The sequence below is a fragment of the Acinetobacter sp. ACNIH1 genome (genome assembly GCF_002934695.1).
Classification (GTDB): domain Bacteria; phylum Pseudomonadota; class Gammaproteobacteria; order Pseudomonadales; family Moraxellaceae; genus Acinetobacter; species Acinetobacter variabilis.
The window spans coordinates 187064-213507 of record NZ_CP026420.1 but is presented as its reverse complement, the minus strand read 5'-3'; the positions used below and the strand labels follow the sequence as shown (position 1 = coordinate 213507).

The following is a 26444-nucleotide window of genomic DNA, read 5'->3' as shown; positions in this document are numbered from 1 at the left end:
ATTTTCAACAATAAACTATTTGACAGTCACAGTAATACTACCGCTGTTGACAGCACCAATGGCGGTAGTTGTGATGCTGTTGTTAACAGCAGTTTGAGTTCCTTCTGCAATTGCACTTACAGATGCATCAATAGTACCTGCATTGTAAGCAATATTTGCTGCACTATAATTACTTAAAGTTTCATTGATTTGCTCACTGTAGTTGGTCGCCAGTGTAGTACTCACTACTTCTGAAATGTCTGAACTATCAGCAACCTCTGAGAGCTGTTCTACAGTTTCTGAGTTATTAGTTGCACTGGTAACTTCATTGAAGTCATAGTTATATGTCTCATCTGATACATCTGATATCACACTGTTAAAGCTACCTTGCTCTAGTGTAATACTACCTGTATTCGCAGCGCCAATTGCTGTAGTTTCAATTGTACCTTCAATTGAACTAATTGCATCCTGTGCTTCTCTTGATACTTCTCCTAATGCTTGTAAATCGACACTGGCATCAACATCACCTGTGTTTACTGCAAGATTCAAGGCAGAACCATTTTCCACCTGCTGAGAGATCGACTCCAGGGTCGCTTGTAAACCAGTATCTACGGTTACTTCAGTTGGTGTTTCATCATCTTGAGCATATGCCATACCTGCACCAGACAGGAAAGCGACAGATAAAGCGATTGTTTTGATCGTGTTTTTCATCGTTGTTTTTCCTTTTTTAGCTTTGAAATACTTCTCGCTCAGTATTTCTTTCTCATAATGGGAGCGAGCCCATTTTTACTGGTCAATTAATCACGCTGAGAACTTGACCAGTAATTTTCTATAACTTCAGGATTGGCATCCCACAACATGGATACCTTCTCCTCTTCTTTTTCTTTAGAATTCATTTCTTGCGAATCTTTTTCGTTCTTTACTACACCTGAAGAAGACGAAGCTTTTTTCTTACTGATATATTTAATTAAATCTTGTTTACTCATTTCAGGATCTGCTTCAGGATTCTGAATCACTTCGGATTCTTTGTTTTTAGGTGGCTTCGTATCTTTACTCGGTGAATTGGTCGATTTATTTTTTTCATTGGATGAAGAAGATTCTGTTGCAGCTGACTCCTGAACAGCAGTACTGGACGCTATACTATTTTGCTCCTGACTTTTTTTGTACTTATGCAAAGCCACAGAACTTCGTGTCAGATTGAGCTGACCATATTCAGGTGGTATTTGTGCACGGCAACCAGCAAAGACAGGAGGCGGAACAACCTGACTGAGTAATTCAAAAGTGGCCAGATTCAACATTTGCCGTAAAGCAAAATTAGTCGCCTCACGTTCTCCTTTACCAATTTGAACATTTAACAAGGTACGTCCAGTAAACCGCCCGGCACTGACACCATAATCCTGTGCAGCAATCTGCTTTTGCAGCGATACATTCGCAACGACTTTACTCGTACGTGTATCGGTAAGAGATAAATCCAGACCAACCATAATACGGGTTTGACTATAGTTCGGGCCAACACCCGCAATCTGCATATCAAATCCACCACCCGGAATAAAATCCAGACTGTTAATACTGCCCGTCACATAATAATCAGAGGCCTGAATCTGTCTTGGATCACGAATCCCCCACTTGGCTTCACTTTCAATAATTCGGGGATCACGTCGGTTCATTAAGTTAACTCCCGCCTGAAATAAAGCAGACTGCACCATATCTCCAGCGCCTTGGGTGACCATTTTCCCACTACCTCCATTGGTTACCACATCTTTGCCGGTTTGATCCAAAATCGCACCTACAGAGAAGCTGACATCATTACGTAATTGTCCTTTTAAACAGGATAAAGCCATATCAAAAGGAGTAAAAATATCGGTAATAGGAGGTCCTTGTACCAGTTTCACCGGCTTCTTATTGGAGGGTGCCAAACCAGTACACCCAGTTAGAAAATAGCTCAAAAGCACCGGTAAGCTCACAAAAGAAATCTTTCTTCTGGATGGAAAATTCAGCATGCTGATTCTCCCTGTCTGGTACTTAAGTTAGGACACTGTTTGGTATTTTGATTGGTATTCGAATTTACAGGAGCTCCATTTAGAAGCTCGCTCGCAATATCTATATTGTTATCTGAACCCTCTATATTGATATTATTAGTCGGCGTATTTACCGTACCGATAGAGGTAGTTGAAGTGCTATACACCGTGGTTTTTCCCAATCCAGAATAATAATCCGACTCTCGAAGTTCAATCAGGTTTGCTTGAACCAAATTTTCACTAGAACGTGCTGCTGATGCTTTCCAACGCTGACTCCACTCATCTGAGGTTGCATAAGCGTTACTCAAAAAACATAAACAAATTAAACCCATATTGATCGCCAATATTCTCATAATATTAATATCCTCTGATTCAAAATCTTTATTTAGTTTTTTACTTTAAATAAGATCTAATTTATCTAAAAAATATTTAATCAGATAAAAAAATAAAATAAAGAAATTATCCGTATTCACATATTTTTTATTTTCAAATAAAAAATTAAGTTTATGTTTTTATTAAAAATAAATAAATTTGTTTAAAATTTGTGATTTGTAAGAAAACATTATTAAGAAAAATAAAGAATATAAAATTCATTTAATAAACTTGATTTAAATAATATATTTTAAATATTTAAATTAATAAAAAATTAATCTTAAAAGAATTAATATCCCATTCCTTTTTATTTTTATAAAGTCGTAAATTTTTATTTTATTAGCATTTCTAAAAATAATAATAAATATCACATATTAAATAAAATATAATTAATCAATTACCCTGAAAGGCATTTATAAAGAAATTCTGTTCTATAGATATTTTTTCGTACTACTATACCAATTGTCTTTATATGTTCGCATGACCACGGACTTATTCTTATATTTAGCTACGGCTCAAAACTATTCAAACAAAGAAATACCCGCCTAAAACCCATAAAAAAAGTGCATTGATACTTTAGCCCTGCATATCACTCGCCCCATAGAGTAAAAAATTATAAAAAGTGGAAAAGGCATGTATTTACAACTCAGCTAAACTTCTCTGAATAAAATTCCACTAGAATCAAATTGGTATGTAATGTTCCTGACTTCAATGTTCAGAACCTACATACTGTTGAGCCGGATGTGTTGGATAGCTGCTGGTCTAAGTAAGATTCCATATCACACATTTGCTTAAAATGAATAAATACTAATCGCTGATGGAAAATCCTATGCAATGTCCTAAATGTGGTTCAACGGAAATTGAGCTACGCGATCACGAAAAGAATCTGAAAAAAATTGGTGGTATTTTAATGACCTCAGCTGGTGCCACTGCCGGTACAGTAGGTGGTGCAGCCTCTGGTGCTTCAATTGGTGCTGCCATTGGAACAGTCGCAGGTCCTTTAGGGGTAATTGTAGGCGGCACAGTTGGAACCTTCGTAGGCGCAATCAGCGTAGGCATTACTGGTGGCGTGGTCGGAAACTTCTTAGGTAAAAAAGCAGGTGTTTCTGTAGATCGCAATCTGTTTCTGGATTATCAGTGTCTGAATTGCAAACATAGATTCAGTCAAAAAGATCAAAAAGATCAAAAAGATCAAAAAGATCAAAAAGAAGATTAGTAAAATCAAGGAAATGAAGCTGATTCTTCATTTCCTTTTTTAATTAATTTCTTAAGCCTGATAGAGTTTTAAAGCAACTTCGGCCAGACGTTTACCCTGTACTTCACACAAAATTTTCTCATCCTGGCTTAAGCCTTGGTCATGTCGTGGGCCACTCACATGACTTGCGCCATAAGGCGTGCCACCACTTTTAGTATTAGACAAAGCTGGTGTCGCATTGCTTAATCCCATGATCATCATGCCATGATGAAACAATGGCGGTAGCATCGTCAGTAAAGTACTTTCCTGTCCGCCATGCATTGAGCCTGACGCGGTAAAAACACAGGCTGGCTTACCATGCAAAGCACCATTCAGCCATAAGCTGGTGGTCTGATCCCAGAAGTATTTCATTTCTGAAGCCATATTCCCAAAGCGGGTGGGTGAACCTAATGCCAAAGCAGCACACTGGGCAAGATCATCTAAAGTACAGTAGATATCGCCTTCTACCGGAATACTCGGCTCTGCTTCTTTCACCACCGTCGCAATATTTGGAACAGTGCGAATTTTTACAGCCATCCCTGCTGCTTCAACACCATTCGCAATCAGATGTGCCATTTCTTTGGTTGAGCCATATTTGCTGTAATATAAAACAAGGACATAAGGTTGCATAAAGTTCTTATTCATTACTTAAAAAAATAAAACTATACGGTATTTCGCAACTTTTTTGGGTAAGCTGAAGAATGAAAATTCATGATGAATAAAAAAATTGAGATTGAAAGCGCATGATCGTTGAATATTTAAAGAAGTTACCTTTTTATGAAAAACACTGGTTTCAATTTATTTTATTTGTACTACGGCGTTTTGAGGCTGACCGATGTCGTGAGCAGGCCGGTTCACTGACCTATACCACCCTGTTTGCTGTAGTTCCAATGCTGACCGTGTTTCTGGTCATTATCTCTTCAATCAGGGCATTGGAACCGGCACGACAACAGCTCCAACAGCTGATTTATAGTAACTTTTTACCTAAAACAACGATTGCTTTCGATAAAGCGCTCAATGCCTTCACGGAGAAGTCCAGCAATTTAACTATTATCGGTATTCTTTTCTTATTCATCACCACAGTACTGATGCTCAGTAGCATCGAAACGGTCTTTAACCGGATCTGGCGTGTGACTGAAACCCGCGGTGGCATTATCGGTTTTATGCGTTACTGGACTATTATTTCACTCGGTCCAATTCTGCTGGGCAGCGCCTTTGTGATTTCTTCTACTTTAGCCTCCATGAATATTCTCAGTAATAACTTTGCCGGTTATGAACTGGATGGCGCCTTTATTCTCTGGGTAATATCTTTTTCTCTGACCGTGCTTGGCTTTTTTATTCTGAACTGGACTATTCCCAATCGCAGTGTACCGCTCAAATCTGCTTTTATTGCCGGCCTGTTTAGTGCCATCGTATTTGAGCTGCTGAAAAACCTGTTCGGCTTTTTGATGTCAAACTTTACCAGTTATGAAATTGTTTACGGCGCTTTCGCAGCTGTCCCTATTTTCCTGCTCTGGATTTACCTGTCCTGGATTATTGTATTGTTGGGCGTGGAAATCAGCTATGCCCTGACTGCATTCGAATCTGGACAGGACAATAAGCGTCATCCGATCGTCATGTTACTGGATCTATTAGAACTGTTTTATAAAAAGCAGAAAACTGGTGAAAGTGTCAGTGAAGCACAGGCACTGGAAGTTTTAGGACGGGATGAAATTGGACGCTGGCCAAGCTATGTCAGCATGTTTGAAAAACAGAATCTGATTAAACGTACAGATGACAATGAATATGTGCTGGTACGCGATCTGGATCAGGTCAGCTTCTGGAATTTTTATCTACAGCTTCCTTATCCTTTACCGCGCAAACAGCATCTGACTTATGTGCATACTGATGATCTCTGGATGCAAAAGTTCTCACCTAAACTGAATGAAACTGATCAGTTTCTGGAAGAAAAACTCAATTTTCCATTATCAGAACTGTTCCGCAGTAAATAAATTTAATCCTCTCTTTTGAGAGGATTAAATTTAAGTAGATTGATTTGATTTTCAGCAAATAATCGTCCTTGCTTTCATTAAAGCTATACTTATCTAAAAACTAAGTGTCGTCATTTTCATTGACCGGTTTTTTATATAGATGTCTGAGTCTTGATCTGAGGCTCAGGTTTCTTTAACCATCCCTGTAAACTCACCAGAATCACGCCCAGCATCACCATACAGGTCCCGACAATAAAATTGATCTCGATATGTTCATTTAGAATCAATACGCCAAACAGCATGCCAAATACTGGGGTTAAAAAGGAAAACACCCCAAGACGTGAAGCCAGATAATGTTTTAGCATCCAGAACCAGATCAGATAACTGGCGAAGGAAATCACCACCGTATGAAAAATCAGACTGGAAATCGACAAAGTTGTCCATTGAATATTGGCTTGCCCAGTCAAAAAGGACAAAGGCAATAACACCATGCCAGCGATCAGCAATTGATAGAATAAGGTCTGAGTCGCAGGCGCTTCAGCCAGTGAGCTCAGACGCACACTCACGGTCGTGGCTGCCCAGAATACGCCCGCCAGCAGCGCCAGAAAATCTCCCCATAAAGCATGAGATTGTAGAGCAGATCCTGTCTGCGGACGCAGCAGGAAACTCACCACAATACCGCTAAAAGCAAGGAAAATTCCGCTCCATTGTACATGAGACAAACGTTCCGCCGGCAGTTTCCAGTGCAGGCCTAAAGCCACAAAAATCGGTGCGGTATAGAGCAAGACAATGGTATGCGAAGCTGAGGTATAACGCAGCGCCTCACCCACCAGATAAAATTCAGCGGCAAACAGCACACCCACCAGTAAACCCGCAGACAAGTATCGTGCACTCCAAAGCTGACGGCGCACACTCTGCTGAATTAAAGGATAAACCATAAGTGCAGATAAGGCTGAACGTAATGCAATTTGCATCAGGGCAGAAATATCACTGGCCGCCCATTTCAGCACGACCTGCTGCAAACCCCACAACATACATAGTACAAACATAATGGCAGATGCTTTGACATCTAGTGCCTGACGATGATTCAAATATATTCCTGTTCTTGATTGGAGCCGCTACATACTAAAACTGTTAGAAGTAGAAGATATACTTCAAAATAGACACACGATGGGGTGATTCAGGCAAAAAGAGTGATGCATAAAAAACGATTTAGATGCTACCCAATCTATATCTAGAAACTGAATGGGAACCGCGTCTGATCAGTCTGATAAATTATCCCTTGCTCATTACAGTTTTCTAAACAAAATAAAGGAGCCCTTCGGCTCCTTGATCTCAAAAATCCGGTCTTACTTTACAAATGTTGTCCAGACATAATCCTGATTTTGGCCTTTTAGGGTCATTTTCAATTGATCACCCGATTGTAAGGCTGCCACCCCTGCTGGTGTACCGGTCATCACTACATCACCTTCTTCCAGTGTAAATACCTGACTAATTTCTGCCAATAAAGTTGCAATATCAAAAATCAATAAAGCTGTATCGCCTTTTTGACGCAGCTCATCATTGATCTCCAGCGTATAATGCATATCTTTCCAGTCAGTAATCACAGCGCCTACTGGCACCCAGTCTGCGAGTATACAAGAACCATCAAAAGCTTTGGCCCGTTCCCAAGGTTGACCTTTTTTCTTTAGGTCATCCTGCAGATCACGTAAGGTCAGATCCAGACCTAAAGTCACAGCGCCAATTGCCTGCAAAACTTTGGCAGGATCATTTTCCTTGCTTAAGGTACGGTCAATACGCAAACTTAGTTCACACTCATAATGACAGTTGCCCCAGTCCGGATTCCATTCAATACCAGCATCCAGTGATGTCAAAGCACTCGGTGGCTTGATAAACAGCACAGGACGATCAGGTACCGCATTTCCAAGCTCTTTGGCATGGTCAGCATAACTGCGACCGACACAAACAATTTTTGATGGACGTGTACTCATGATCTCTTTCCTGTTCTTGATCTGTCTTATTTCTTGAAGGTATTTTCGAAAATGCTTTGCTCAGTACCATCTTTAAAGGCACGTTTTGGCACAATTACCACTGTACGGTTTTTCAGTTCCAGCATATAGGTCAGTTTGCCGATGGCAAAACTCTGTACTTCATTATAATGCACGACCTTGCTACGCCCGTTATTGTAAATTTCTGCATAGTCCTGAAACAGGTCAATGCCCTGTTCACTTTTCCCAAACTGGTATTTTACAAACTGGCGCTTAAACATCATCGGCAGGAACCAGTAGCGCATGATGCCCTGTAAAATCAGGAAGAAGGCACCCAATGCCACATAATAACGGCCAACCCCATTCAGGCCCATTGAGAAGCCCCAGATAATAATCCCGATGCTAACCAAAGGCGTCAGAAAGCGTGAAATCTGTTTTTTGCCAAAAGTGGCCAGGGCAAATCCATCCTGAGATTCTTCTAGAGTGAGATAATAACGGGTGGATAAAGTCGGTGCTGACTCAGTCATAGCATTACATCAAAAATATAAAATCCTGATCCATACTATATCAAAATATGCTTAAAACTCTTGGCTTATGCTATCAATTACATAACTTTGCTTTGGAAATAACTGAATTTAGTTTTAAATAAATCATCATTAAAACAAAAAACATACAATAGGATATTGGATGAAAGGATTGATCCCCTATTTGCTGATGAGTAGTACCTTATTTGCAATCTCACCGGCTTTCGCAAAAATAACGCCATGGACCCCTAATCTGCCAAGCAGTCTTGATGTATTTCAAGGCAATTCTCAGCAACTGGCCGAACTCACTGGCGAGCGTATCCTGATTTATGCGCATCCTGCCAGCAAAACCCATCTACCGACTTTTAAAACGGCTTCTAGTAGCAAATCCCAGTTTTATAGTGCGGCTGTAGTCTTGCCTGCATCCGAAGCACAAGTCGAAAAATTACTGCAACATTATCCGAATTATGTCGGCCTGTTTCCGAACCTGAAATCCGCCAAAGTAATTGAACAGCAAGGTAGCATTCAACAAGTCAAATATCAGGTGCATATTCCCACTCCAATCCCAGTCTTAAACTTTAAAGAAACTGTGGTAATGCAGCATCATCTGGAAAATAACAGTATCAGCACACTAATTCTGGATGCGCCAATTCCCTATGGGGCCGGAAAGCTAGAATGGTTTGCACTAAGCCCCAATAAAACCTTAGTGACAGTGACGCAATGGGGCGATCTGAACCAGCCACAAGGTTTTCTATTTAGCAAGATTCTAAATGCCCTGCCTGAAGCCAAACTTGGTATTCCCGCCGGCACCAATGCCTTTCTGCTTGAAGCTTTACAGCAGCGTTTTAAATATTCTTCCGCTATAGCTTTAAATACGGCAGTGCCTCAAGTTCAGCTCAGTAATCAGCAAACTCAGAAAATTGCCCAGCTTAGTCAAAAATCAGGACAGCCCGTCAGTTTTATTTTGCCGAATTATCAGGTCAAGGCCGGTAAAGGTTCAGAAAATCTAAGATTCAGTACTACCTATCAATATTTCTCGCATCCAACTGAGAAGTTGCAGCCCTGGTTATCGGCTCAGGCCAGCCAAAAACTCTTTCCGCGACAAATCAAAAAAGTGGAACTGAACCCAGTCGATCCGCAAAGTATTGATGCCAACTACAAGGTATCAGTCGGCTTGGGCGTCATTCAGATTCCCTTTAATTTTAAAATGCGTTTTGAACAGCCAAATACCTTACAAAACCAGTTCTATGCCAATGGCGGAGATTTAAAATTTGTACGAGGTGGAATGAAGCTTTTGCCACAATCTCAGGGAACGCTATTCCAGATCACCAGTTCCATGAAAATTCATGATCAGGCGCCTTTTTTACTGAAAGCCATGCGCAGCCTTCCCTATCATGACATGTTGCCGGCAGTTGGTGGCAATACCGTCTATGCCTTAAAAGTACAGCAAAAATTAAAATCTTAAGTTTATTTCTAATTATTGGTTTTTTATATGAAAAATTAAAAAACTGAAGACGTAAAAAAACCGCATCAATGTGCGGTTTTTTTTAGTATTCTTTATCAAGATTGGTGCGCTCAGAGAGATTCGAACTCCCGACCCCTTAGTTCGTAGCCAAGTGCTCTATCCAGCTGAGCTATGAGCGCGACGTCTTGATGGGGTGCATTATATAGAGTTTTCAGCACTTGTTAAGTGTTTTTTAATAAAATTATAACCGAACGTACAGTAATTAAACGATACTACAATATTTCAGTTTTTTTGATGAAAATTCCTGCGAATTTAGAGTTAAAAGCAATAACCCAGACTTGGCAAAATTTCAGGATTAGCTAAATTAATCTTTCAGTTACCTCATATTCATTTGCTCACAACCTAATAGAGCTATTCTCCAACCAGACCAGTTTTAACCTTGCCTGCCCGCTGATAACAGCTCAATACCACGCCATTTGAAGTCACTTGATGATCTGTCAGTGCAAATGCTGCTGGCATAGAGTCTTCAGCAAATAGACGTTTTCCTTTGCCCAATATTATAGGAAAGGTCATTAAATAGAGTTCATCCACAAGATCATGTTTAAAAAGGGCCTGTGCCACTGCGGCACTGCCATACACTCGAATATTCCCCTCCCCTGAAGCCTTCAGGTTAATGATCTCATCAATACTTTTTAGAAAGATCGTATTTTGCCAGTCCGAGTGATCCAAACTGGTGGATAGCACATATTTATTCACTTCATTAATTCCTGGCCAGTCTTCAGCATGCTTCGGCCAGTAGGGTTCAAAAATCTGAAAGGTATTCTTACCAATCAGAATATCGGTGGACTGCATCCACTTTTGCATGATGCGATCAAATACTGAATCGGGTTCAGTACTAAAATACGGCGCCATCCAGCCACCAGATGTATCTTCTTCCGGGCCGCCGGGTGCCTGCATTACACCGTCTAGAGTCAGAAATTCCTGGACAATAATTTTTCTCATCACCATGCCCTTATTTTTATTGAGTTATCTAGGATTTATTTTTAACATGTGATTCAGGCGGATTCTGTAAATTTTAGGCACAAAAAAACCGCAACATGTGCGGTTCATTGTTCAAGTTGGTGCGCTCAGAGAGATTCGAACTCCCGACCCCTTAGTTCGTAGCCAAGTGCTCTATCCAGCTGAGCTATGAGCGCGTAACTTGTGTCGTCTTTATTAGACTACGTTATTTTCCGATTTACTTATTGGTGCGCTCAGAGAGATTCGAACTCCCGACCCCTTAGTTCGTAGCCAAGTGCTCTATCCAGCTGAGCTATGAGCGCGACATAAGTAAAGTGGCGGTGAGAGAGGGATTCGAACCCTCGATACAGTTACCCGTATGCGTCCTTAGCAGGGACGTGGTTTCAGCCACTCACCCATCTCACCGTAACGTGCCGCCATAATACAAATTTCGGCATAGCACTGCAAGCACAGCTTGAAAAAAAAACTGCATATTTTTGCTCGTTTAAATACTTTTTAAACAATTTCCCTGTTTTTAGTCATTTAAGTCCTGAAAAACCCGATAAATTTCCAGTTATCTAAAATTAGCCAAAAATCGAAAACTTAAACAGATTATTGCAATCATTTACGTGCAGTCTGCACTGACATGACTTATGCTAAACCTATCTCCAAGGACACTTTAAAGATATGATGAAAAATTGGGTCGATCCTGAAGCAAAAGCTGAAGCCGAACGTTATGACAACCCTATTCCAAGCCGTACCCTGATTCTCGAAACTATAGAAGAAAAAACTGCCCTGTCCCATGCCGACCTGGTGGAATATTTTGAAATTGCCGATCAAAAAAGTATTGATGCCCTGAGCCATCGTCTGATTGCGATGGTACGTGACGGGCAATTGATGAAAGACGGTTACAAGTTCCAGATCGCGGCGGAACAGCCTGAGCATGAAGCAACGGTATATATCAACTCCAAGGGAAGCGGCACAGCCAATATTTCAGGTGAAGATGACCTGCTCTTACCTGAACGTGAATTGCGTCAGGTCTTTAACGGTGACCGTGTCAAAGTCCGTCAGACCTCAGTAGACCGCAAAGGTAAGGCCTGGGGCTTTATTACCGAGGTTTTGCAGCATCGTGTCAAACAGATCATTGGTAAAGTGTCTGAATATGAAGGCGAATACTTTGTTCAGCCAGCCAATCCAAATGCACATCAGCCTATTACTCTAGAAAAAGAGCTGATCGAGCATGCCCAGGTCAAAGTCGGCGATTCAATCCGCGTGGCAATTGATACCTACCCAACCAAAGAAGAATTTGCGACTGGCCATATTGTGCAGTCGATGGCAGACAAAGCCGATACCGAAATCATCATTCCACAGACGATTCTGGAATATGGCCTGCCATATGAATTCCCTGAAGAAGTCTTGAAAGAAGCGGAAAGCTTTAAAGAGCCTTCTGCCAAAGACCGTGACGGCCGTGTCGATCTACGTGATTTAGCGCTTGTCACCATTGACGGGGAAGATGCACGTGACTTTGATGATGCGGTCTATGCAGAAAAACGTCCGGGCGGTGGTTATCGTGTCGTCGTGGCAATTGCTGATGTGAGTCATTATGTACGTCCGGGCAAACCACTGGATGATGAAGCGCAAGAACGCGGGACATCCGTGTATTTCCCACACTTCGTTTTACCAATGTTGCCTGAAGCACTCTCTAATGGCCTGTGTTCATTAAATCCGAATGTCGACCGTCTGTGCATGGTCTGTGATCTGAAACTGTCACGTGCTGGCCGAGTCACTGGGTATGAATTCTATCCTTCAGTCATGCATTCCAAGGCACGTCTGACCTATGATCAGGTCGCGAAGTATTTTGAAGGTGACAGTACAGCAATCACTGAAGATCGTAGTGTACGTAAATCACTAAATACCCTGTTCCAGTTGTATCAGATTCTAAAAGGCTTACGTGCTGAACGTAATGCGATGGAATTCGAAACCATTGAAACCTATATGACTTTCGATGAGCTGGGTGGTATTAATGAGATTCTGCCACGTACCCGCAATGACGCGCATAAGCTGATTGAAGAATGTATGTTGCTAGCCAACGTTGCAGCAGCTGAATATGCATTGAAAAATGAAATACCGATGCTGTACCGGGTGCATCAACCCCCTGAGTTCTCACGTATCCAGAAAGTTCGTGATTTCGTGAAACTGCTGGGTCTGCCATTCCCGGAACAGCCAACACAAGCCGATTATCAAGCGGTGATTGAAGCGACCAAAGACCGGATTGATGCGCCAAGTATTCATGCCGTGTTATTACGTTCCATGATGCAAGCCTATTACGGTGCCGACAATGCTGGCCACTTTGGTCTGGCTTATGAAGCGTATACACACTTCACTTCTCCAATTCGCCGTTACCCGGATCTGTTATTACATCGTGCTATCAAAGCTCATTTGAGTAAAAAGCCATATCCAATTTCAGGTGCATCTTTAGATGATGCCGGTGAGCATTTCTCAGCGACAGAACGCCGTGCTGATGAAGCCTCCCGCTCTGTAACGACCTGGCTGAAATGTCACTATATGCAGCAACATCTTGGTGAAGAGTTCGTCGGAATTATCAGTGCAACGGCTGAATTTGGTTTGTTTGTCACGCTGAAAGACCTCTATGTCGATGGTATGGTGCATGTTAGCCAGTTGGGCGATGACTTCTTTGTCTTTGATCAAAGCAGCCAGAGTCTGGTCGGCCAGAACCGTGGCCAGATCTTTGGTCTGGGTGATGAAGTCAAGATCAAGGTCGCTGGAGTCAATCTGGAAGAACGCAAAATTGACTTTGAATTGATCCAGCAACTGACTCATGCGGGTCGTCCAATTCGCGTCCGTGCTCCACGTGTCGCAGAAAAAAAACCTGCACCACGTCCGGAAGCAAAAGAGGAAGTCTTCAATAATCATGAGCGTGCGCAAAAAGCCCAGCCCAGTGATGATGGAGAACAGCCCATACGACGCAAAAAAGACAAATCCAAGCCCAGTTCCTACAGCAAAAAGCCTGCTAAAAAATCTGCAGGAAAGTCTGAAGCAAAGGCTAAAGATAAAGTAAAGAAAAAAGCCAAGATCAAAAAGAAAAAGTCGAATGCAAAAGCCAAGACTGAATAATTTCTGATGATCATAAAAAGAGCGCTACGGCGCTCTTTTTATTTTATAATTCAGTTAAATAACGACTAAAAAAATATCATGCTTATTGCATCAAATAATAAACAGCATTTACATATCTATGCGATTCTAATTTTTACGATTTTGATCCTCAGTGACTTTATTGCACTCAAGTATTTTAATTTTGTAGCAACGCCACTTACGAATTATTTTGCATTGATTATAAGCTGTGTCATATGTATTGGAATATTGCTGTATTTTATAAGACTCAAACAGCATGGTTTATGGTTTCCACCTTATCATTGGCGTAATTTCAGAAAGTGCCCCAAATTTTATAGTCTTTTTATCTTTCCTTCGGTCATGATCTCAGCACTTTGGATTAATCTGACCACCTATCCACCCTATCTTTATACGAAGCTGACAGGCGAAACTAACAGTATTTCAATTATTACTCAGGCTGTGAAATTCAAAGGTGTTCGAAATCATATCTCTTATGCCTTTGACACAGAATATAGACATTTACCGGTTATGGAGTTATCTGCTTCTGAGTTTCTGCTTTATCAAAATAAACCCGTTGAACTACAGCTTAAGCTTACAACAAGTAATTTAGGCAGCATTGTGCATGAAATTCAAGAGATCAGGATCCAGTCTGAAGTCGAATAAATAATACCGTCGTATGCTTGATTTCCCTGCCAATAAGCCCTACATCTAGATTTAACACAGGAAATGACTTCGGCAGAAACGACATGACATTAGAAAAAGCAACTTTACCCGTTCCACAATTCGATCAGATTACGCTGGCAGATCTTAAACAAAAAATTGAAAACTGCATTCAGCAAGGTTTGCAATTTCTAAATGAACTGAACCAGACACCTGATACTGTCCAGGAACAACTTGCGGTCCTGAAACAGGTTGATACGCTAGAAAATAATATGAGCGAGTCCTGGGGTGTTTTGTCGCATCTCAACGCAGTCATGAATAATAGTGAAACCCGTGATGTCTATCAGGCATTATTACCGGGTCTAAGTGATTACTATACCCAGTTGGGCCAGCATACGGCGCTATATCAAACCTATCAGCATGTACAGGATGCACCGGTCTTCAATGAACTGCCGGAAGCCCAGCAAAGTGCAATTAAACTGGCGCTACGTGACTTTAAATTGTCAGGTGTGGCTCTAGAAGGTGAAGCAAAAAAACGCTATGCAGAAATTTCTGCACGTTTGTCGCAACTTTCCTCAGATTTCTCCAATCATGTACTGGATGCAACTCAAGCTTATTTCAGACCGCTTAAGGAAGAAGAGTTAGCAGGGCTGTCTGAAAGTAATATTGAACTCTTAAAACAATATGGTCAGCAACGTGAACTGGATCAGCCGGTTGCCACTTTAGATTTCCCGTCTTATCTGGCAATTATGACTCATGCCGAAGATCGTGACCTGCGTGAAGAACTCTATAAAGCCTATACCACACGCGCGTCAGATCAGTCAGAACAGACTGAATTTGACAATACTGCCATCATGGAAGAAATCCTGAAACTACGTCAGGAAATGGCAGCGCTATTAGGCTTTAATAACTATGCCGAATATTCACTGGCCAGCAAAATGGCGCCAAATGTCGAAGCTGTGGATGAGTTCCTGCATGATCTGGCGGAACATGCCCGTGCGCCTGCTAAACAGGAAGTGGCTGAACTGAAAGCCATTGCTGCTGCAGATGGTATTACTGAATTAAAGCCCTGGGACAGCAGTTACTATTCTGAAAAGTTGAAAATGCAGCAGTTTAATCTGTCTCAGGAATCGCTAAAACCCTATTTCCCGGCTCCAAAAATTCTGCAAGGCCTGTTCAGTATCCTGAAACGTTTATATGACATTCAGGTGGTTGAACGTGAAGCGCCAGTTTGGCATCCAGATGCGCGTTATTTTGAACTGGAAGATCAGGGCGAAGTGATTGGCGGTTTCTATTTCGATCTCTATGCACGTCAGGGCAAACGTGGCGGTGCCTGGATGAGCGGCTTCCGTTCACGCATGCAAATTGCTGAAGGCCTGCAAAAACCAATCTGTTATATGGTAGCAAACTTTACTCCACCTGTGGGTAACCGCCCTGCACTACTGACTCATGATGAAGTAATTACCCTGTTCCATGAGTTTGGTCATGGGCTGCATCATATGCTGACAGAAGTGGACAATATTGCCGTGGCTGGTACACATGGCGTGGATTGGGATGCTGTCGAACTACCAAGCCAGTTTATGGAATTCTGGGCCTGGGATCAGGACAGTTTAAACCTGCTCAGCGAACATATCGAAACCAAAGAAGTCTTACCTGCTGACTTGTTAAAAGCCTTACTGGATGCCCGTTTCTTCCAGTCCGGTATGCAAACTTTGCGTCAGCTGGAATTTGCTTTATTTGACTTAACCATTCACCGTGCCAATCCGGCATTGAATGCTGAACAGATTCAGGCAACCTTGAACGAGATTCGTGAAAAATACGCTGTTTTACCTACTACAGCATATAACCGGTTCCAGCACAGCTTCAGTCATATCTTCGCGGGTGGATATGCAGCGGGCTATTATTCTTATAAATGGGCAGAAGTTTTGGCCAGTGATGCCTTCGATCGCTTCGAAGAAGAAGGAATTTTTAATACTGAAACTGGAAAGCAGTTTAGACAAAAAATTCTAGCAGTTGGCGGAAAAGATACAGCACTTGACGCATTTATCAATTTCCGCGGACGCGAGCCAAAAATAGATGCTTTGTTACGTCATCAAGGTTGGACGAACCGCTCTAAAAACGCTTAAACTTCGTTTTTAAGTAAATCACAGGGTGAGTATGATGGCTATCAAACGTCGTTTCATTGCAGGCGCAAAATGTCCTAAATGTCAGGCGTTGGATCGGATCGTTATGCTGACCTCTGGTGAAGCTGAATGGATTGAATGTATCGAATGTGGGTATGAAGAAAACCGTCCTACCCATATCGAGGAACCTGAGTCACCAGCCGTTCCGGATGAAATTGGTGTGATTCAGTTTAAACCCCGTCAGCCAAAAGAATAATTTCGGGAACCTAAATGACTCTAGATCATCGACAAAATCCTAAACTTTTATGGGGAATAGTGAGTGGATTAATTGTTGTGATTATTGCTGTTTTAATAATTACACAGTTTTTTCTCACGCAAAATGAAACATTACCGGCACATCAGGGTGACTTGATGCACGCACCGGTGACACAAGCCGCACCTAAAGCAGAACCTGAACCGGAAGAAATTGTGCCTACTTCTGAAAATGTCTTGGTCGATGCCTCTATTATAAGAGAAGAAGTCACTGAAAATGCCACTTTGGCGAAAGAAGAAATTGCCAAACTGGAAGATATTCAGCAACAGCTCAATGAGCAGGAAAAAAGCCTGAAGCAACAGCATAGTGATGCGGATGAGCTGATTAAACTCAAAGAGGAACAAATCAAGTTACTCGAAGCACAACTGGCACAATAGTCAGAATGAGTTAGGGATTTTCAGCTAGAATATCCACAGATTTTCTAGCTAAGTTCCCTCATGAGTGTAGCCTCTCCCTCGCATCTGGTTAAGGCAATTGTCTTTCTGACCTGTTCCGCTTTTTTGTTTTCAGTCATGGGCGTCTGTATCCGCTTCGCCTCACACACCGTTGATAATGCCACTGTGGTATTTTTCCGGAATTTTGTCGGCCTGTTTATTTTTCTTCCTTTAATCTTCAATAAAGGCATTAACTTTTTTAAAACTGAAAAACTCTGGATGCACACCTGGCGTTCTGTCGCAGGTCTGACGGCGATGTATGGATTTTTCTATGCCATTGCACATTTAAAGCTCTCCAATGCCATGGTCTTTACCTATTCCTCACCAATTTTTATTCCGCTGATTGCTTGGCTGTTTCTAAAAGAAAAAGTCACTCAAAGCATGTTACTGGCTGCTGCGATCGGTTTTATTGGCGTGTTGTGCGTAGCTAAGCCTGATTCCGGTTTATTTAACCTAATGTCTGTGATTGGCTTGAGTGCCAGCTTCTTGGCTGCTATGGCTTTTGTCACGGTTCGCGCATTGACCCAAACTGAACCACCAGAACGAATTGTGTTTTATTTCTGTCTGATCGGCACCCTGATTTCCATGATTCCAATGTTCTGGCATTGGCGTCCTTATACCCTGACTGAACTCGGTTATTTAATTGCAGCCGGTTTATTGGCAAATACCAGCCAGTTATTTCTATCCAATGCTTATAAACTGGCACCTGCTGGTCAGATTGGACCAGTGAACTATATTGCGATTTTCTTCGCTGGCTTATGGGGCTATTTATTCTGGCAGGAAGTTCCGGATCTCTATAGCCTGCTCGGATTAGGGCTGATTTTTTGTGGGATTTTACTTTGCAGTCCTGTTTTACAAAATAAGCTTAGGCTGCGTTAAGGCCACAATAAAAAAAGCACCCGAAGGTGCTTTTTTTATTTGCTTAAATTACTGATACCAGCCGAAGAGTTTAAATACATAAGGTACATAGGCAATGATCAGCATCGCTGGCAGTAACACGATCATCGGTAAAATCCAGCGCTCATAACGGTAATAAAAGGACTTATGTCGAACTTCTGCATCCGCCTCGGCCACCTCCGCATCACCAATGGATTGCCTTGCCAACAGATGGTTCAGAGCAACTGGTGGTGTCACATAACCCAACTCGAAACTAATCAAGGTAATCATCCAGAAATGCACAGGATGAATTCCATACTGATAGGCGACTGGTGCAACGGTTGCTGAAATCAGGATCACCGCACCGAATGGGTCCATGATCATGCCAACGAACACCATCAGGCCAACAATCATGGAAATCACCAGAATGGTACTGCTAATATCTGTCGGGAACGCTTCCATAATTTCCATACGTTCCAGCAGGCCGCCCACACTGACAGACAGTGCCATCAGGATCACCAGCGCACCAATGTGTCCAACCGTTTCACTGGTCGAAATGTGTAATGATTTCCAGAAGCCAACTTGACGCAGGCTTTCACCAACAGCCGAACGTTTTACACCATGGTCTACAGCCAGCTCACTGCCCTGCTGCTCAATATGGTCTGCTTCACGATATTCAGCATTAATGGCTGTACCCGCGGTCGCCATTGCAGGCGTATTTGCTGAACCTAAGGTGGTGGTTAAGGTTTCATCCCAATGTCCCACTGGCGGTAATGGTGCAGGCTCGTGACGCAACTTATCAAATAGCACGATCATCAATAGAATGACTGGCATCATGACAGGCGCAGTAAATTCATTCAGATCTGTAGACAAGGCATATTTGTAGAACAGCCAGATCAGGATGAAAATCACGATATAAGGAATCACATTTACAAAGGCACGTGCAGACTGTGGTGCAGCCAGACCAGGTGCAGCAATACGGAATTTATTTTCAGCAATGAATAATGAAATGATCAGGAATAAGGTGGAGCTAAGCAGGAAGACATAAGCACCGTAGTGATACAGCATATCTGTTGTCACTTCCTTGTTCAGTGAAGCCACCACAACAATTAATAAACATGGGCGAAGTACTACACCGAGTGAACCGGACATCGCTGTTGCTGCCAAGGCAAACTGACGGCGACCACCGGCATTCCACACTTCCTTATAAATGATCGCACCTGCAGCAATCACGAAAATCCCGGATGCACCGGTATAAGCGGTTGGTAATGCAGCTGCCAGCAGGATTAACCAGGTCAAGGTTTCTGGTGCCAGATTCCATGGACGCAGGATATTCAGGAACATGTCTACGACACGGGTTTGTTTCAGCAACATACCGGCCCAGATAAATAAGGCCAGATTCAGGAAGATGCTCGAGAATTCAACCAGTTGCCCCAGATAGATACCCTGACCCATCGGGTAATCCATCAAGAAGACAAAGTTAAACCCAGTACTGATGGCCATATAGGCATACAGTGGCACGCTTAAGAAAGCCAGTCCAAAACTGCCTCCCTCTCGGGTCGCCTGAGGTGGCTTAATGACTTGGTACAGACTGATCAGGGTCAATGTCCCAAAGAGAATCATCCATAGCCAGTAGACATACTTCATGTCTCCCATCGGCACCCCGGAATTCAGCACCGACATATATTGGCTGTAGGAAGAATAGACCAGGAAACTGTTCGCGATCAGCATCGCCACAGAATAGACTTTGAAATCGATACGGGTGGCTGGGCTACGTAGACCGATATGATGGGTTTTCAATGTTGCACTGATTGCAGCAAATACCACCATGATAATCAACAGTAAGGCACGGTTTTCAGTCCCGAACTTGAAAATGCCAAAGAATGAAGTTTCAAAACTGCGATAGGCACGAATACTTGGATGCGCTTCAATATGCGTTATCGCATTGTCATAGAACTGATAAGACTCTTCACAGACCTGTTGTGCCTGCATCACTGCAGCACGCACATCCGCTTCAGAACGTACACCGAAGAAATCGGCATATTCATCGGCAGCATCCGCTTTCATCTGCTCCTGAACTTTTTGATCGACATTAATATTACGATCACATTGTGGTGCTTTCGGTTCAGCACGCAAAAACGAATATTGCATGCCTGTCGCCGGATCACCATACAGACGCTCGCCCATACGCAGTAACTGACCATGAATCATTTCCCCGGTTCCAATCACTAAGGTCAGTAAGAGCAAGATGAGCACGACAAAGGTCGAGATCCACTCTGTCCAGATATAACGTAACAGACCTAATCCTGATCTGTTTTGATTATCGTTGTGCATGTATTTTCCTATTCTTGTTTTCGCGCCTTACATTCTTTTAAGCGCTGGTCTTCCTGTCTGCCCCGAAAATTCCTTTACAAGGGTCAGTATTATTATTTTCTGTTTTGACTCTGCATGAAAATCAGCAGAATAAAAATGACAATTTATCTTTTCTTTTTGTCTTTTCTGCCAACAGTTTCAGCTATCCTGGACATAATTGCCCAAGATATAGAGCAATGCGACTACCACTCCCCAGATCACCCCTAATAAATGCGCTTCGACCAGTACCGGACTGCCGATAAGTTGTGCAGTTTCCTGATTTCCAATGGTATTTTCCCAAATCAGTTTGGCAAAGATTAAAAATAATACCAGCACGGCAAATCCACGTTCGCGTTGATAAAGCAGATGCACACAGGCGACTGCGACATAAGCCCCATGTAATACCCCGGATAGTCCTGCATATGCTTCAATATTTGGCAGGAAAAAATAAAAACTCAGGCTGATCAACGGCGGCAGAATCAAAAGAATCGAGACGAAATGCCACACAGATGCACGGGGGAAAATGAAAGGTAGACAGATAAAGGCAAGAATATTCAGAAAATAATGGGCCCAGCCGACATGCACCCAGTGCGCGGTCCAGAGCCGCCAAAACTCCCCGAGCAGGCTTTCCTGCCAGTAGATGAAAGCATCGTTAAAGATTTGCAAACTCGCTGAAAGAGAGACAAAAGCCGCCAGAAAAATAATTTTTCGTCGAAGATGTTGATCTTGCATCGGCTCCTTGAACTCCTTTCAGCATATTGAAAATGACCTCTATGAGCATCATTCACTTAATTTTTCATTAATTTATAGGTCAGCGCTAAACAGATCATCCAGTTCTGAAGAATTATCTGTTTCATCCCAGAAGGTCTGCATGCCATCATCTGCACTACGAATACCGGTATTTTCAGTCCAGTAACGGTCAGAAATACCATTCACCATAATGGCAGCCATACTGTCGATCAGCTTGAACTGAGGATTGACCGGCTTTTCATCACTACGTGCCTGATCAAAGGTTCTTAACGCATCACGAATTTTGGCATCATCCCCACTGGCCTGTGCCGCTACAGCATATAAGGCATGTGATAAACGTACACCTTTTTGCTCACCGATTTGTACTGACTGTTTCAGAGTTTGGTAAGGATCAGGTTTTCCATCACCTGCCCCTGGCAATAAAGTCCAGATCACAGCACGGGTTGCATTTGGCGCGCCCCAGAATTTGGTATTATCCAGACAGGTCATGCCACGCTCAACCACAGCCGCAATATCTTTAGGTACTTGTACAGCCCCACCCGAGTTAATGTCATTAGTCATGGCTTGTAAGCCACTCAGCATGCCCAGCAGATAAACTGTCTGTTCAATATCACTGTTCATGCGTGGACAGCCTTCACCCAGCGCTTTTTTATATTTTTTCTCATAACGGGTCTGGAATAACTGATAACCCGTGTACTGGCGTTGTGCAGCCAGTGCAGCCCAGCGTTTCTGCTCAATCCGCGCATCCTGAGCTTCAGTCACCTGGTTGACTTTAGAAGCACGCAGATACCGCAGCTCTGCATCCAGTGCTTTCTGCTCGGCACAAATCCCGGCTGCAGAATACATCAGTACTGCGACACGAGTCGGATCAGCCCCCATTTCTTTAGTCGACATGATGGCCGGTGTTAAAGAATTCCCGGAATTACACACCATCTCGGCATCATCCATCGCCAGGATTGGTGGAACAATATGCTTTTCAGTGAAGCCCAGCGCCACATTGGCACCGGTTTTAATGACCTGAGAACATCCTGTTAGAACTGTTGTTGTTATTGCAATGGTCGCCATACCTTGGCATATTTTTCGGACGCTCGACATTTTCCTGTCCTCTATAATTGTGATTATGTCCATTATTCTGCTAAACATATCAGAAGCATATAACGAATAAAAGAGTATTTACTCTAATTTAGACCAGACACTTTGCCATTAAATTGCCCAGCTGCAATTGACTGCAGTAGATAAAATCCCAAATTTTGGGCAAAAAAAAGTAGCATTGCGACGGTTCAGCACATGCTACTTATCAACTTGGCAAGCCGAGAAGAAAATAGGTTCTCGAGCTTAATTCTGTTATTTAGGTGAAAATCTGTCCTTCAGCACCGTTCCCAGCCGTCCTATGACTAGGGCCATCACAATCGCAACGATCAAAAACATCCACATTGGAAATTCCATCATGATCTCCTGTGTTCGCTGTTGGTGACTTAAATGTACCTGCTTATAAAAAAAGCAGCTGAAAAATTGTCAGACAATTCATTGTTTTTGCAGAGAAATATAATTTTTTGTCTGACAATTCAAGCGGGGTTAGCGGATAAATATTTATTTTTAATCAATTTATTTAAAATTTCGGAATATCATTTGTCGGACAATTAAAGTATTTTTGTCAAAACTTTCAAAGACTTCCATTGTTTAAAAGGCAACTGGTCACACCAGATGAGCAACGGACGTGCTTTTGCATGCTGGAAATACACCACGATATAAGCTTGGTGATCAATCACGTGACTGATCAACACTCGCCGTGTGCCTTGCGCAGCTGCTGTCAGCGACCATTCACGTCCATCCAGATATTCAAACTGCTCAATGTGCGGTGTCTTACGATAAAACAACTGGTAGATGACCAATCCGATGACACCACAAACCAGCCAAATCGCCATAGGCAATAACTGATACAGCAGAAACATCAATACAGCAAAAATAAAAAGCTGAAACACCAGCGCACACTTGCTGCGTTTCAGCTTGAAACAACGATTATCCATGAACGTAAAATTTAAGCTTCTTGATAAAATCTTTTAATTCAGGGCGTGGGGGTTCAGACACTTCCATAAACCAGTCCAGCAGGTCTGGATCTTCCTGTGCAACCAGCTCAGCAAACATCTGTTTTTCGAAGGGATCAGCAGTGAGATAATAGTTTTTCACGTAGGGATCAAAATATACATCGATCTCTTTCAAGCCACGACGCGCGCGATAAATCACTTTGCGCTCTTCTAAGGTGATGTCATCAGTCATCGAATTTTCCCAACTCGTTACAAACCTGAGTAGTTTACCTTAAGCCATTGCTGAATTTCGAGGTATTTCATACAAATGACCAAAAGCATCAGCAGATTCTCCAGATTTGAACATTCAGCTCATTGTTCCCTCGTCTGCTCTATCTTAAGTTAAATAAAACATCACAATAAGGGAATTATAAGATGCATTCGAGTGCGATCCGTCCATTGGCCAGCATGCTACCACGTCAACTATTCAATGATGAACATGAAGCCTTTCGTGAGACGGTGCGAAAATTCTATGAAAAGGAAGTGATTCCGCATACAGAAAAATATGAACAGCAACAGCATGTCGATCGTGAGCTCTGGAATAAAGCCGGTGAACTTGGCCTTCTCTGTGCCACGATGCCTGAAACTTATGGCGGTTCAGGGGTGGATCGTTTATACAGTATGATCCTGATCGAGGAACAGGCCTATGCAGGCGACTCTGCGACAGGATTTTCACTGCACTCCGATATCGTGGCCAATTATATTCTGAACTTTGGCAATGAAACACAAAAGCAGCAATGGCTCCCGAAAATGGCTACAGGTGAAGTGGTCACGGCAATTGCGATGACCGAACCTGGAACTGGCTCCGACCTGCAGGCAGTACGCACTAGTGCTGTATTAGAGGGTGATGAGTATGTGATTAATGGTTCCAAGATATTCATTACCAATGGCTATCTTTGTGATACGGCAATTGCGGTATGTAAGACGGGTCATAGTGAGAAAGGCTCTGCCAATCTTTCTTTGATTATGGTCGAAGCAGATCGTGCAGGATTTAGTAAAGGTAAACCCTTAAATAAAATCGGCATGAAAGGTCAGGATACCTGTGAACTGTTCTTTGACAATGTCCGTGTGCCTAAAGAAAACCTGCTAGGTCAGGAAGGCATGGGTTTTATGATGCTGATGAAAGAACTGGCTTGGGAGCGGTTAATTGTGGCCATCATATGTCAGGCAGGAGCAGAAGCGGCATTCGCACATACGGTAAAATACACCAAAGAACGTCAAGCCTTTGGCAAACCGATCAGCGCTTTTCAAAATACCCGTTTTAAACTGGCAGAACTGCGTACCGAAATTGAAATCTGCCGAGCTTATCTGGACCGTTGTATGCAACTACAGCTTATTCAAAAATTGGGAGTTGATGCCGCCGCAGCTGCTAAATACAAAATTTCTGAACTGTATAGCAAAGTGGTTGACGAATGCCTACAATTGCATGGCGGTTATGGCTTTATGCTGGAATATCCGATTGCACGAGCGTACCTGGATAATCGCGCGAACCGCATTTATGCAGGAACCAATGAAATCATGAAGGAACTGATTTCCAGATCACTCTAATTTGAAATATGAAAAAGGAGTACATCAGGTACTCCTTTTATCTATGTCTATACTTAAGACACCAATCTTGGCTTGGCTGGCACAGCACTGGATTTCGATTTGAATTTCAATACTCCATCTTCAAAAGATGCCGTTTTAAGCTCTTTACGGTCTGCCAAGTAGTTATTAGATACTTTCCAAGGTGCATGCTTACCCTGTTTCGGCATCACATCTGCGGCACGGGCAATATAGCCTGAAGTTAAACTACCCATCACCGTATCTTCAAGTAATTCCGTAGCATCCCCTTCTGGAATCACTTCATCATAACCATGCTGATCCATATAATTGAGCAAACGGCAGATATATTCTGCGGCAATATCCACTTTCAAGGTCCAGGAAGCATTGATATAACCAATAATCAGCGCCATATTTGGCACATCACTGAGCATGACCCCTTGATACAGCATATGCTTCGACGTATCCAAAGGCTTGCCATCCATCGTGGCCTGAATACCACCCAGAATCTGAATATTTAAACCAGTAGCAGACACAATAATATCCGCATCCAGATGTTTACCTGATTTCAGCTGAATCCCGGTTTCAGTAAATTTCTCGATATGATCTGTTTCTACAGATGCATGACCTTCACGCAGAATTTTGAACAAGTCACCATCTGGCACTACACATAGGCGCTGATCCCAAGGTTCATAATTCGGGGTAAAGTGTTTCATATCCACTTTCCCTTTCAACTGAAACTGTACAGATTTCAATAATAATGTTTTCAGTAGTTTTGGCTGTTTTTGTGCAAGTGCGTAGATACCACGCTGCATGCCGATATTACGCGCACGGGTCAGCTTATAGGCCACGTCTTCTGGCAATAATTTACGCATTTTTGAGTAAATCATGTCGATCGAAGGAACTGAAGCGATATAGGTTGGAGAGCGCTGTAACATGGTCACATGCCCTGCACCGCCTTTGACCATAGCTGGAACTAGGGTAATCGCTGTCGCACCACTGCCAATAATCACTACTTTTTTTCCGCTATAGTCCAGATTTTCAGGCCAATGCTGCGGGTGAATGAATGTACCTTTGAATGCATCCTGATTCGGGAATTCCGGCTGGAAGCCTTGATCATAATTGTAGTAACCCGTACAGCCAAGAACAAAGTTAGCGATCCAGGTCTGCTTTTTGCCCTGAGCGTTTTCAGCTACGACTGACCATTTACGTGTCGCTGAATCATAATTGGCACTAACGACGCGATGTTGAAAATGAATTTTTGAGCTCAAGTTAAATTCCTGAACCACTTCTGCAAGATAATTTTTAATTGCCGAGCCAGAAGCCAATACACTTTCTTTTTTCCAAGGCTTAAAGTTGAAGCCAAAAGTCGACATGTCCGAATCTGAACGGATACCAGGATATTTAAACAGGTCCCACGTACCGCCAAAGCTTTCGCGACGTTCAATAATTTCGAATGAGCGTTGAGGACTATGTTTAGAAAGATGGGCCGCCAGACCAATTCCCGAGATCCCCGCGCCTACAATTAAAATATCAACTTGCTTTTCCATATTCTTCTTTTACCTGAGTATTGTCATATATTTTTATTAAAGCACAAAATTGACAATGCACAATGTCAAGTTTGAATAA

General features: G+C 42.5%; 24 protein-coding genes and 4 tRNA genes. 10 read left to right on the top strand and 18 right to left on the bottom strand.

Annotation, left to right across the window (positions count from 1 at the left end; translation table 11 throughout):
* Nucleotides 1-15: 15 nt before the first annotated feature.
* The 3 genes from C3F22_RS01155 to C3F22_RS01145 form a co-directional block, all read right to left on the bottom strand.
* Nucleotides 16-690, bottom strand: coding sequence for a hypothetical protein (locus C3F22_RS01155; protein ID WP_104425707.1), 675 nt, complete (start codon nt 688-690; stop codon nt 16-18).
* Nucleotides 691-776: 86 nt separating this feature from the next.
* Nucleotides 777-1979: a CsgG/HfaB family protein gene (locus C3F22_RS01150; RefSeq protein ID WP_104425706.1), complete on the bottom strand. Its 1203-nt coding sequence runs from the start codon at nt 1977-1979 to the stop codon at nt 777-779.
* A complete protein-coding gene (locus C3F22_RS01145; RefSeq protein ID WP_104425705.1) occupies nt 1973-2350 on the bottom strand; it encodes a hypothetical protein in 378 nt (125 codons plus the stop codon). The genes C3F22_RS01150 and C3F22_RS01145 overlap by 7 nt, the downstream gene beginning before the upstream one ends.
* A gap of 836 nt (nt 2351-3186) precedes the next feature.
* On the opposite strand from C3F22_RS01145, the gene C3F22_RS01140 reads away from it, so the two are divergent.
* On the top strand, nt 3187-3585 hold the full coding sequence (locus tag C3F22_RS01140) for a hypothetical protein (RefSeq protein ID WP_171284709.1): 399 nt from the start codon (nt 3187-3189) through the stop codon (nt 3583-3585).
* A gap of 51 nt (nt 3586-3636) precedes the next feature.
* Here the strand turns inward: C3F22_RS01140 and wrbA are convergent, their stop codons facing one another.
* Nucleotides 3637-4233, bottom strand: coding sequence for an NAD(P)H:quinone oxidoreductase (gene wrbA / locus C3F22_RS01135; protein ID WP_104425703.1), 597 nt, complete (start codon nt 4231-4233; stop codon nt 3637-3639).
* A gap of 113 nt (nt 4234-4346) precedes the next feature.
* Here wrbA and C3F22_RS01130 point away from each other — a divergent pair, with 113 nt between their 5' ends.
* On the top strand, nt 4347-5594 hold the full coding sequence (locus C3F22_RS01130; RefSeq protein WP_104425702.1) for a YihY family inner membrane protein: 1248 nt from the start codon (nt 4347-4349) through the stop codon (nt 5592-5594).
* Between the two features lie 131 nt (nt 5595-5725).
* Here C3F22_RS01130 and C3F22_RS01125 read toward each other — a convergent pair whose 3' ends face one another.
* The 3 genes from C3F22_RS01125 to C3F22_RS01115 form a co-directional block, all read right to left on the bottom strand.
* Nucleotides 5726-6664, bottom strand: a complete 939-nt coding sequence (locus C3F22_RS01125; protein ID WP_104425701.1) for a DMT family transporter — start codon at nt 6662-6664, stop codon at nt 5726-5728.
* A 258-nt stretch (nt 6665-6922) separates the two neighbouring features.
* Entirely contained in the window at nt 6923-7564 is a 642-nt protein-coding gene (locus C3F22_RS01120) for a fumarylacetoacetate hydrolase family protein (RefSeq protein ID WP_104425700.1), read from the bottom strand.
* A 26-nt stretch (nt 7565-7590) separates the two neighbouring features.
* Nucleotides 7591-8088 carry a YcxB family protein gene (locus C3F22_RS01115; protein WP_104425699.1) on the bottom strand — a complete coding sequence of 166 codons (498 nt, stop codon included), beginning with the start codon at nt 8086-8088 and terminating at the stop codon, nt 7591-7593.
* 160 nt (nt 8089-8248) lie between these two features.
* Here C3F22_RS01115 and C3F22_RS01110 point away from each other — a divergent pair, with 160 nt between their 5' ends.
* Entirely contained in the window at nt 8249-9550 is a 1302-nt protein-coding gene (locus C3F22_RS01110) for a hypothetical protein (protein ID WP_104425698.1), read from the top strand.
* Between the two features lie 102 nt (nt 9551-9652).
* Here the strand turns inward: C3F22_RS01110 and C3F22_RS01105 are convergent.
* From C3F22_RS01105 to C3F22_RS01085, 5 genes are all read right to left on the bottom strand, one after another.
* Nucleotides 9653-9729 (bottom strand) — tRNA-Arg (locus C3F22_RS01105).
* 232 nt (nt 9730-9961) lie between these two features.
* Nucleotides 9962-10552 carry a dihydrofolate reductase family protein gene (locus tag C3F22_RS01100; protein ID WP_104425697.1) on the bottom strand — a complete coding sequence of 197 codons (591 nt, stop codon included), beginning with the start codon at nt 10550-10552 and terminating at the stop codon, nt 9962-9964.
* A 117-nt stretch (nt 10553-10669) separates the two neighbouring features.
* Nucleotides 10670-10746, bottom strand: a tRNA-Arg gene (locus C3F22_RS01095).
* A 49-nt stretch (nt 10747-10795) separates the two neighbouring features.
* Nucleotides 10796-10872, bottom strand: a tRNA-Arg gene (locus C3F22_RS01090).
* A gap of 13 nt (nt 10873-10885) precedes the next feature.
* Nucleotides 10886-10975 (bottom strand) — tRNA-Ser (locus C3F22_RS01085).
* A 261-nt stretch (nt 10976-11236) separates the two neighbouring features.
* Between C3F22_RS01085 and rnr the strand changes: the two genes are divergently transcribed.
* From rnr to C3F22_RS01055, 6 genes are all read left to right on the top strand, one after another.
* Complete coding sequence (gene rnr / locus C3F22_RS01080) at nt 11237-13684, top strand: ribonuclease R (protein ID WP_104425696.1); 2448 nt, start codon at nt 11237-11239, stop codon at nt 13682-13684.
* Between the two features lie 357 nt (nt 13685-14041).
* On the top strand, nt 14042-14344 hold the full coding sequence (locus C3F22_RS18235) for a hypothetical protein (RefSeq protein WP_158651670.1): 303 nt from the start codon (nt 14042-14044) through the stop codon (nt 14342-14344).
* Between the two features lie 83 nt (nt 14345-14427).
* The gene (locus C3F22_RS01070; RefSeq protein WP_104425694.1) at nt 14428-16467 is read left to right on the top strand and encodes a M3 family metallopeptidase; all 2040 of its coding nucleotides are present in this window, start codon (nt 14428-14430) and stop codon (nt 16465-16467) included.
* A gap of 40 nt (nt 16468-16507) precedes the next feature.
* Nucleotides 16508-16720, top strand: a complete 213-nt coding sequence (locus C3F22_RS01065) for a YheV family putative zinc ribbon protein (protein WP_171064841.1) — start codon at nt 16508-16510, stop codon at nt 16718-16720.
* Between the two features lie 14 nt (nt 16721-16734).
* Nucleotides 16735-17154, top strand: a complete 420-nt coding sequence (locus C3F22_RS01060) for a hypothetical protein (RefSeq protein ID WP_034169654.1) — start codon at nt 16735-16737, stop codon at nt 17152-17154.
* A 60-nt stretch (nt 17155-17214) separates the two neighbouring features.
* Nucleotides 17215-18090, top strand: coding sequence for a DMT family transporter (locus C3F22_RS01055; protein ID WP_104425693.1), 876 nt, complete (start codon nt 17215-17217; stop codon nt 18088-18090).
* 48 nt (nt 18091-18138) lie between these two features.
* Here the strand turns inward: C3F22_RS01055 and C3F22_RS01050 are convergent, their stop codons facing one another.
* From C3F22_RS01050 to C3F22_RS01030, 5 genes are all read right to left on the bottom strand, one after another.
* Nucleotides 18139-20421 carry a TRAP transporter large permease subunit gene (locus C3F22_RS01050; protein WP_104425692.1) on the bottom strand — a complete coding sequence of 761 codons (2283 nt, stop codon included), beginning with the start codon at nt 20419-20421 and terminating at the stop codon, nt 18139-18141.
* A gap of 177 nt (nt 20422-20598) precedes the next feature.
* Nucleotides 20599-21171: a rhombosortase gene (gene rrtA, locus C3F22_RS01045; RefSeq protein WP_104425691.1), complete on the bottom strand. Its 573-nt coding sequence runs from the start codon at nt 21169-21171 to the stop codon at nt 20599-20601.
* 72 nt (nt 21172-21243) lie between these two features.
* Entirely contained in the window at nt 21244-22284 is a 1041-nt protein-coding gene (locus C3F22_RS01040; RefSeq protein ID WP_004786877.1) for a hypothetical protein, read from the bottom strand.
* 545 nt (nt 22285-22829) lie between these two features.
* Nucleotides 22830-23216, bottom strand: a complete 387-nt coding sequence (locus C3F22_RS01035; protein ID WP_104425690.1) for a hypothetical protein — start codon at nt 23214-23216, stop codon at nt 22830-22832.
* Nucleotides 23209-23466, bottom strand: coding sequence for a succinate dehydrogenase assembly factor 2 (locus tag C3F22_RS01030; protein ID WP_034590267.1), 258 nt, complete (start codon nt 23464-23466; stop codon nt 23209-23211). Before C3F22_RS01030 ends, C3F22_RS01035 begins: the two co-directional genes overlap by 8 nt.
* A gap of 182 nt (nt 23467-23648) precedes the next feature.
* Here C3F22_RS01030 and C3F22_RS01025 point away from each other — a divergent pair, with 182 nt between their 5' ends.
* Nucleotides 23649-24821: an acyl-CoA dehydrogenase family protein gene (locus C3F22_RS01025; RefSeq protein WP_104425689.1), complete on the top strand. Its 1173-nt coding sequence runs from the start codon at nt 23649-23651 to the stop codon at nt 24819-24821.
* 53 nt (nt 24822-24874) lie between these two features.
* Here C3F22_RS01025 and C3F22_RS01020 read toward each other — a convergent pair whose 3' ends face one another.
* Nucleotides 24875-26365, bottom strand: a complete 1491-nt coding sequence (locus C3F22_RS01020; RefSeq protein ID WP_104425688.1) for a flavin-containing monooxygenase — start codon at nt 26363-26365, stop codon at nt 24875-24877.
* Nucleotides 26366-26444: the final 79 nt, after the last annotated feature.

Coding starts and splice junctions, on each gene's coding strand:
- C3F22_RS01060 (WP_034169654.1), top strand. CDS start 16,735: ATGACTCTAGATCATCGACAAAATCCTAAACTTTTATGGGGAATAGTG.
- C3F22_RS01070 (WP_104425694.1), top strand. CDS start 14,428: ATGACATTAGAAAAAGCAACTTTACCCGTTCCACAATTCGATCAGATT.
- C3F22_RS18235 (WP_158651670.1), top strand. CDS start 14,042: ATGATCTCAGCACTTTGGATTAATCTGACCACCTATCCACCCTATCTT.
- wrbA (WP_104425703.1), bottom strand. CDS start 4,233: ATGCAACCTTATGTCCTTGTTTTATATTACAGCAAATATGGCTCAACC.
- C3F22_RS01150 (WP_104425706.1), bottom strand. CDS start 1,979: ATGCTGAATTTTCCATCCAGAAGAAAGATTTCTTTTGTGAGCTTACCG.
- C3F22_RS01120 (WP_104425700.1), bottom strand. CDS start 7,564: ATGAGTACACGTCCATCAAAAATTGTTTGTGTCGGTCGCAGTTATGCT.
- C3F22_RS01030 (WP_034590267.1), bottom strand. CDS start 23,466: ATGACTGATGACATCACCTTAGAAGAGCGCAAAGTGATTTATCGCGCG.
- C3F22_RS01020 (WP_104425688.1), bottom strand. CDS start 26,365: ATGGAAAAGCAAGTTGATATTTTAATTGTAGGCGCGGGGATCTCGGGA.
- C3F22_RS01050 (WP_104425692.1), bottom strand. CDS start 20,421: ATGCACAACGATAATCAAAACAGATCAGGATTAGGTCTGTTACGTTAT.
- C3F22_RS01025 (WP_104425689.1), top strand. CDS start 23,649: ATGCATTCGAGTGCGATCCGTCCATTGGCCAGCATGCTACCACGTCAA.
- rnr (WP_104425696.1), top strand. CDS start 11,237: ATGATGAAAAATTGGGTCGATCCTGAAGCAAAAGCTGAAGCCGAACGT.
- rrtA (WP_104425691.1), bottom strand. CDS start 21,171: ATGCAAGATCAACATCTTCGACGAAAAATTATTTTTCTGGCGGCTTTT.
- C3F22_RS01145 (WP_104425705.1), bottom strand. CDS start 2,350: ATGAGAATATTGGCGATCAATATGGGTTTAATTTGTTTATGTTTTTTG.
- C3F22_RS01100 (WP_104425697.1), bottom strand. CDS start 10,552: ATGAGAAAAATTATTGTCCAGGAATTTCTGACTCTAGACGGTGTAATG.
- C3F22_RS01140 (WP_171284709.1), top strand. CDS start 3,187: ATGGAAAATCCTATGCAATGTCCTAAATGTGGTTCAACGGAAATTGAG.
- C3F22_RS01055 (WP_104425693.1), top strand. CDS start 17,215: ATGAGTGTAGCCTCTCCCTCGCATCTGGTTAAGGCAATTGTCTTTCTG.
- C3F22_RS01040 (WP_004786877.1), bottom strand. CDS start 22,284: ATGTCGAGCGTCCGAAAAATATGCCAAGGTATGGCGACCATTGCAATA.
- C3F22_RS01130 (WP_104425702.1), top strand. CDS start 4,347: ATGATCGTTGAATATTTAAAGAAGTTACCTTTTTATGAAAAACACTGG.
- C3F22_RS01035 (WP_104425690.1), bottom strand. CDS start 23,216: ATGGATAATCGTTGTTTCAAGCTGAAACGCAGCAAGTGTGCGCTGGTG.
- C3F22_RS01110 (WP_104425698.1), top strand. CDS start 8,249: ATGAAAGGATTGATCCCCTATTTGCTGATGAGTAGTACCTTATTTGCA.
- C3F22_RS01155 (WP_104425707.1), bottom strand. CDS start 690: ATGAAAAACACGATCAAAACAATCGCTTTATCTGTCGCTTTCCTGTCT.
- C3F22_RS01115 (WP_104425699.1), bottom strand. CDS start 8,088: ATGACTGAGTCAGCACCGACTTTATCCACCCGTTATTATCTCACTCTA.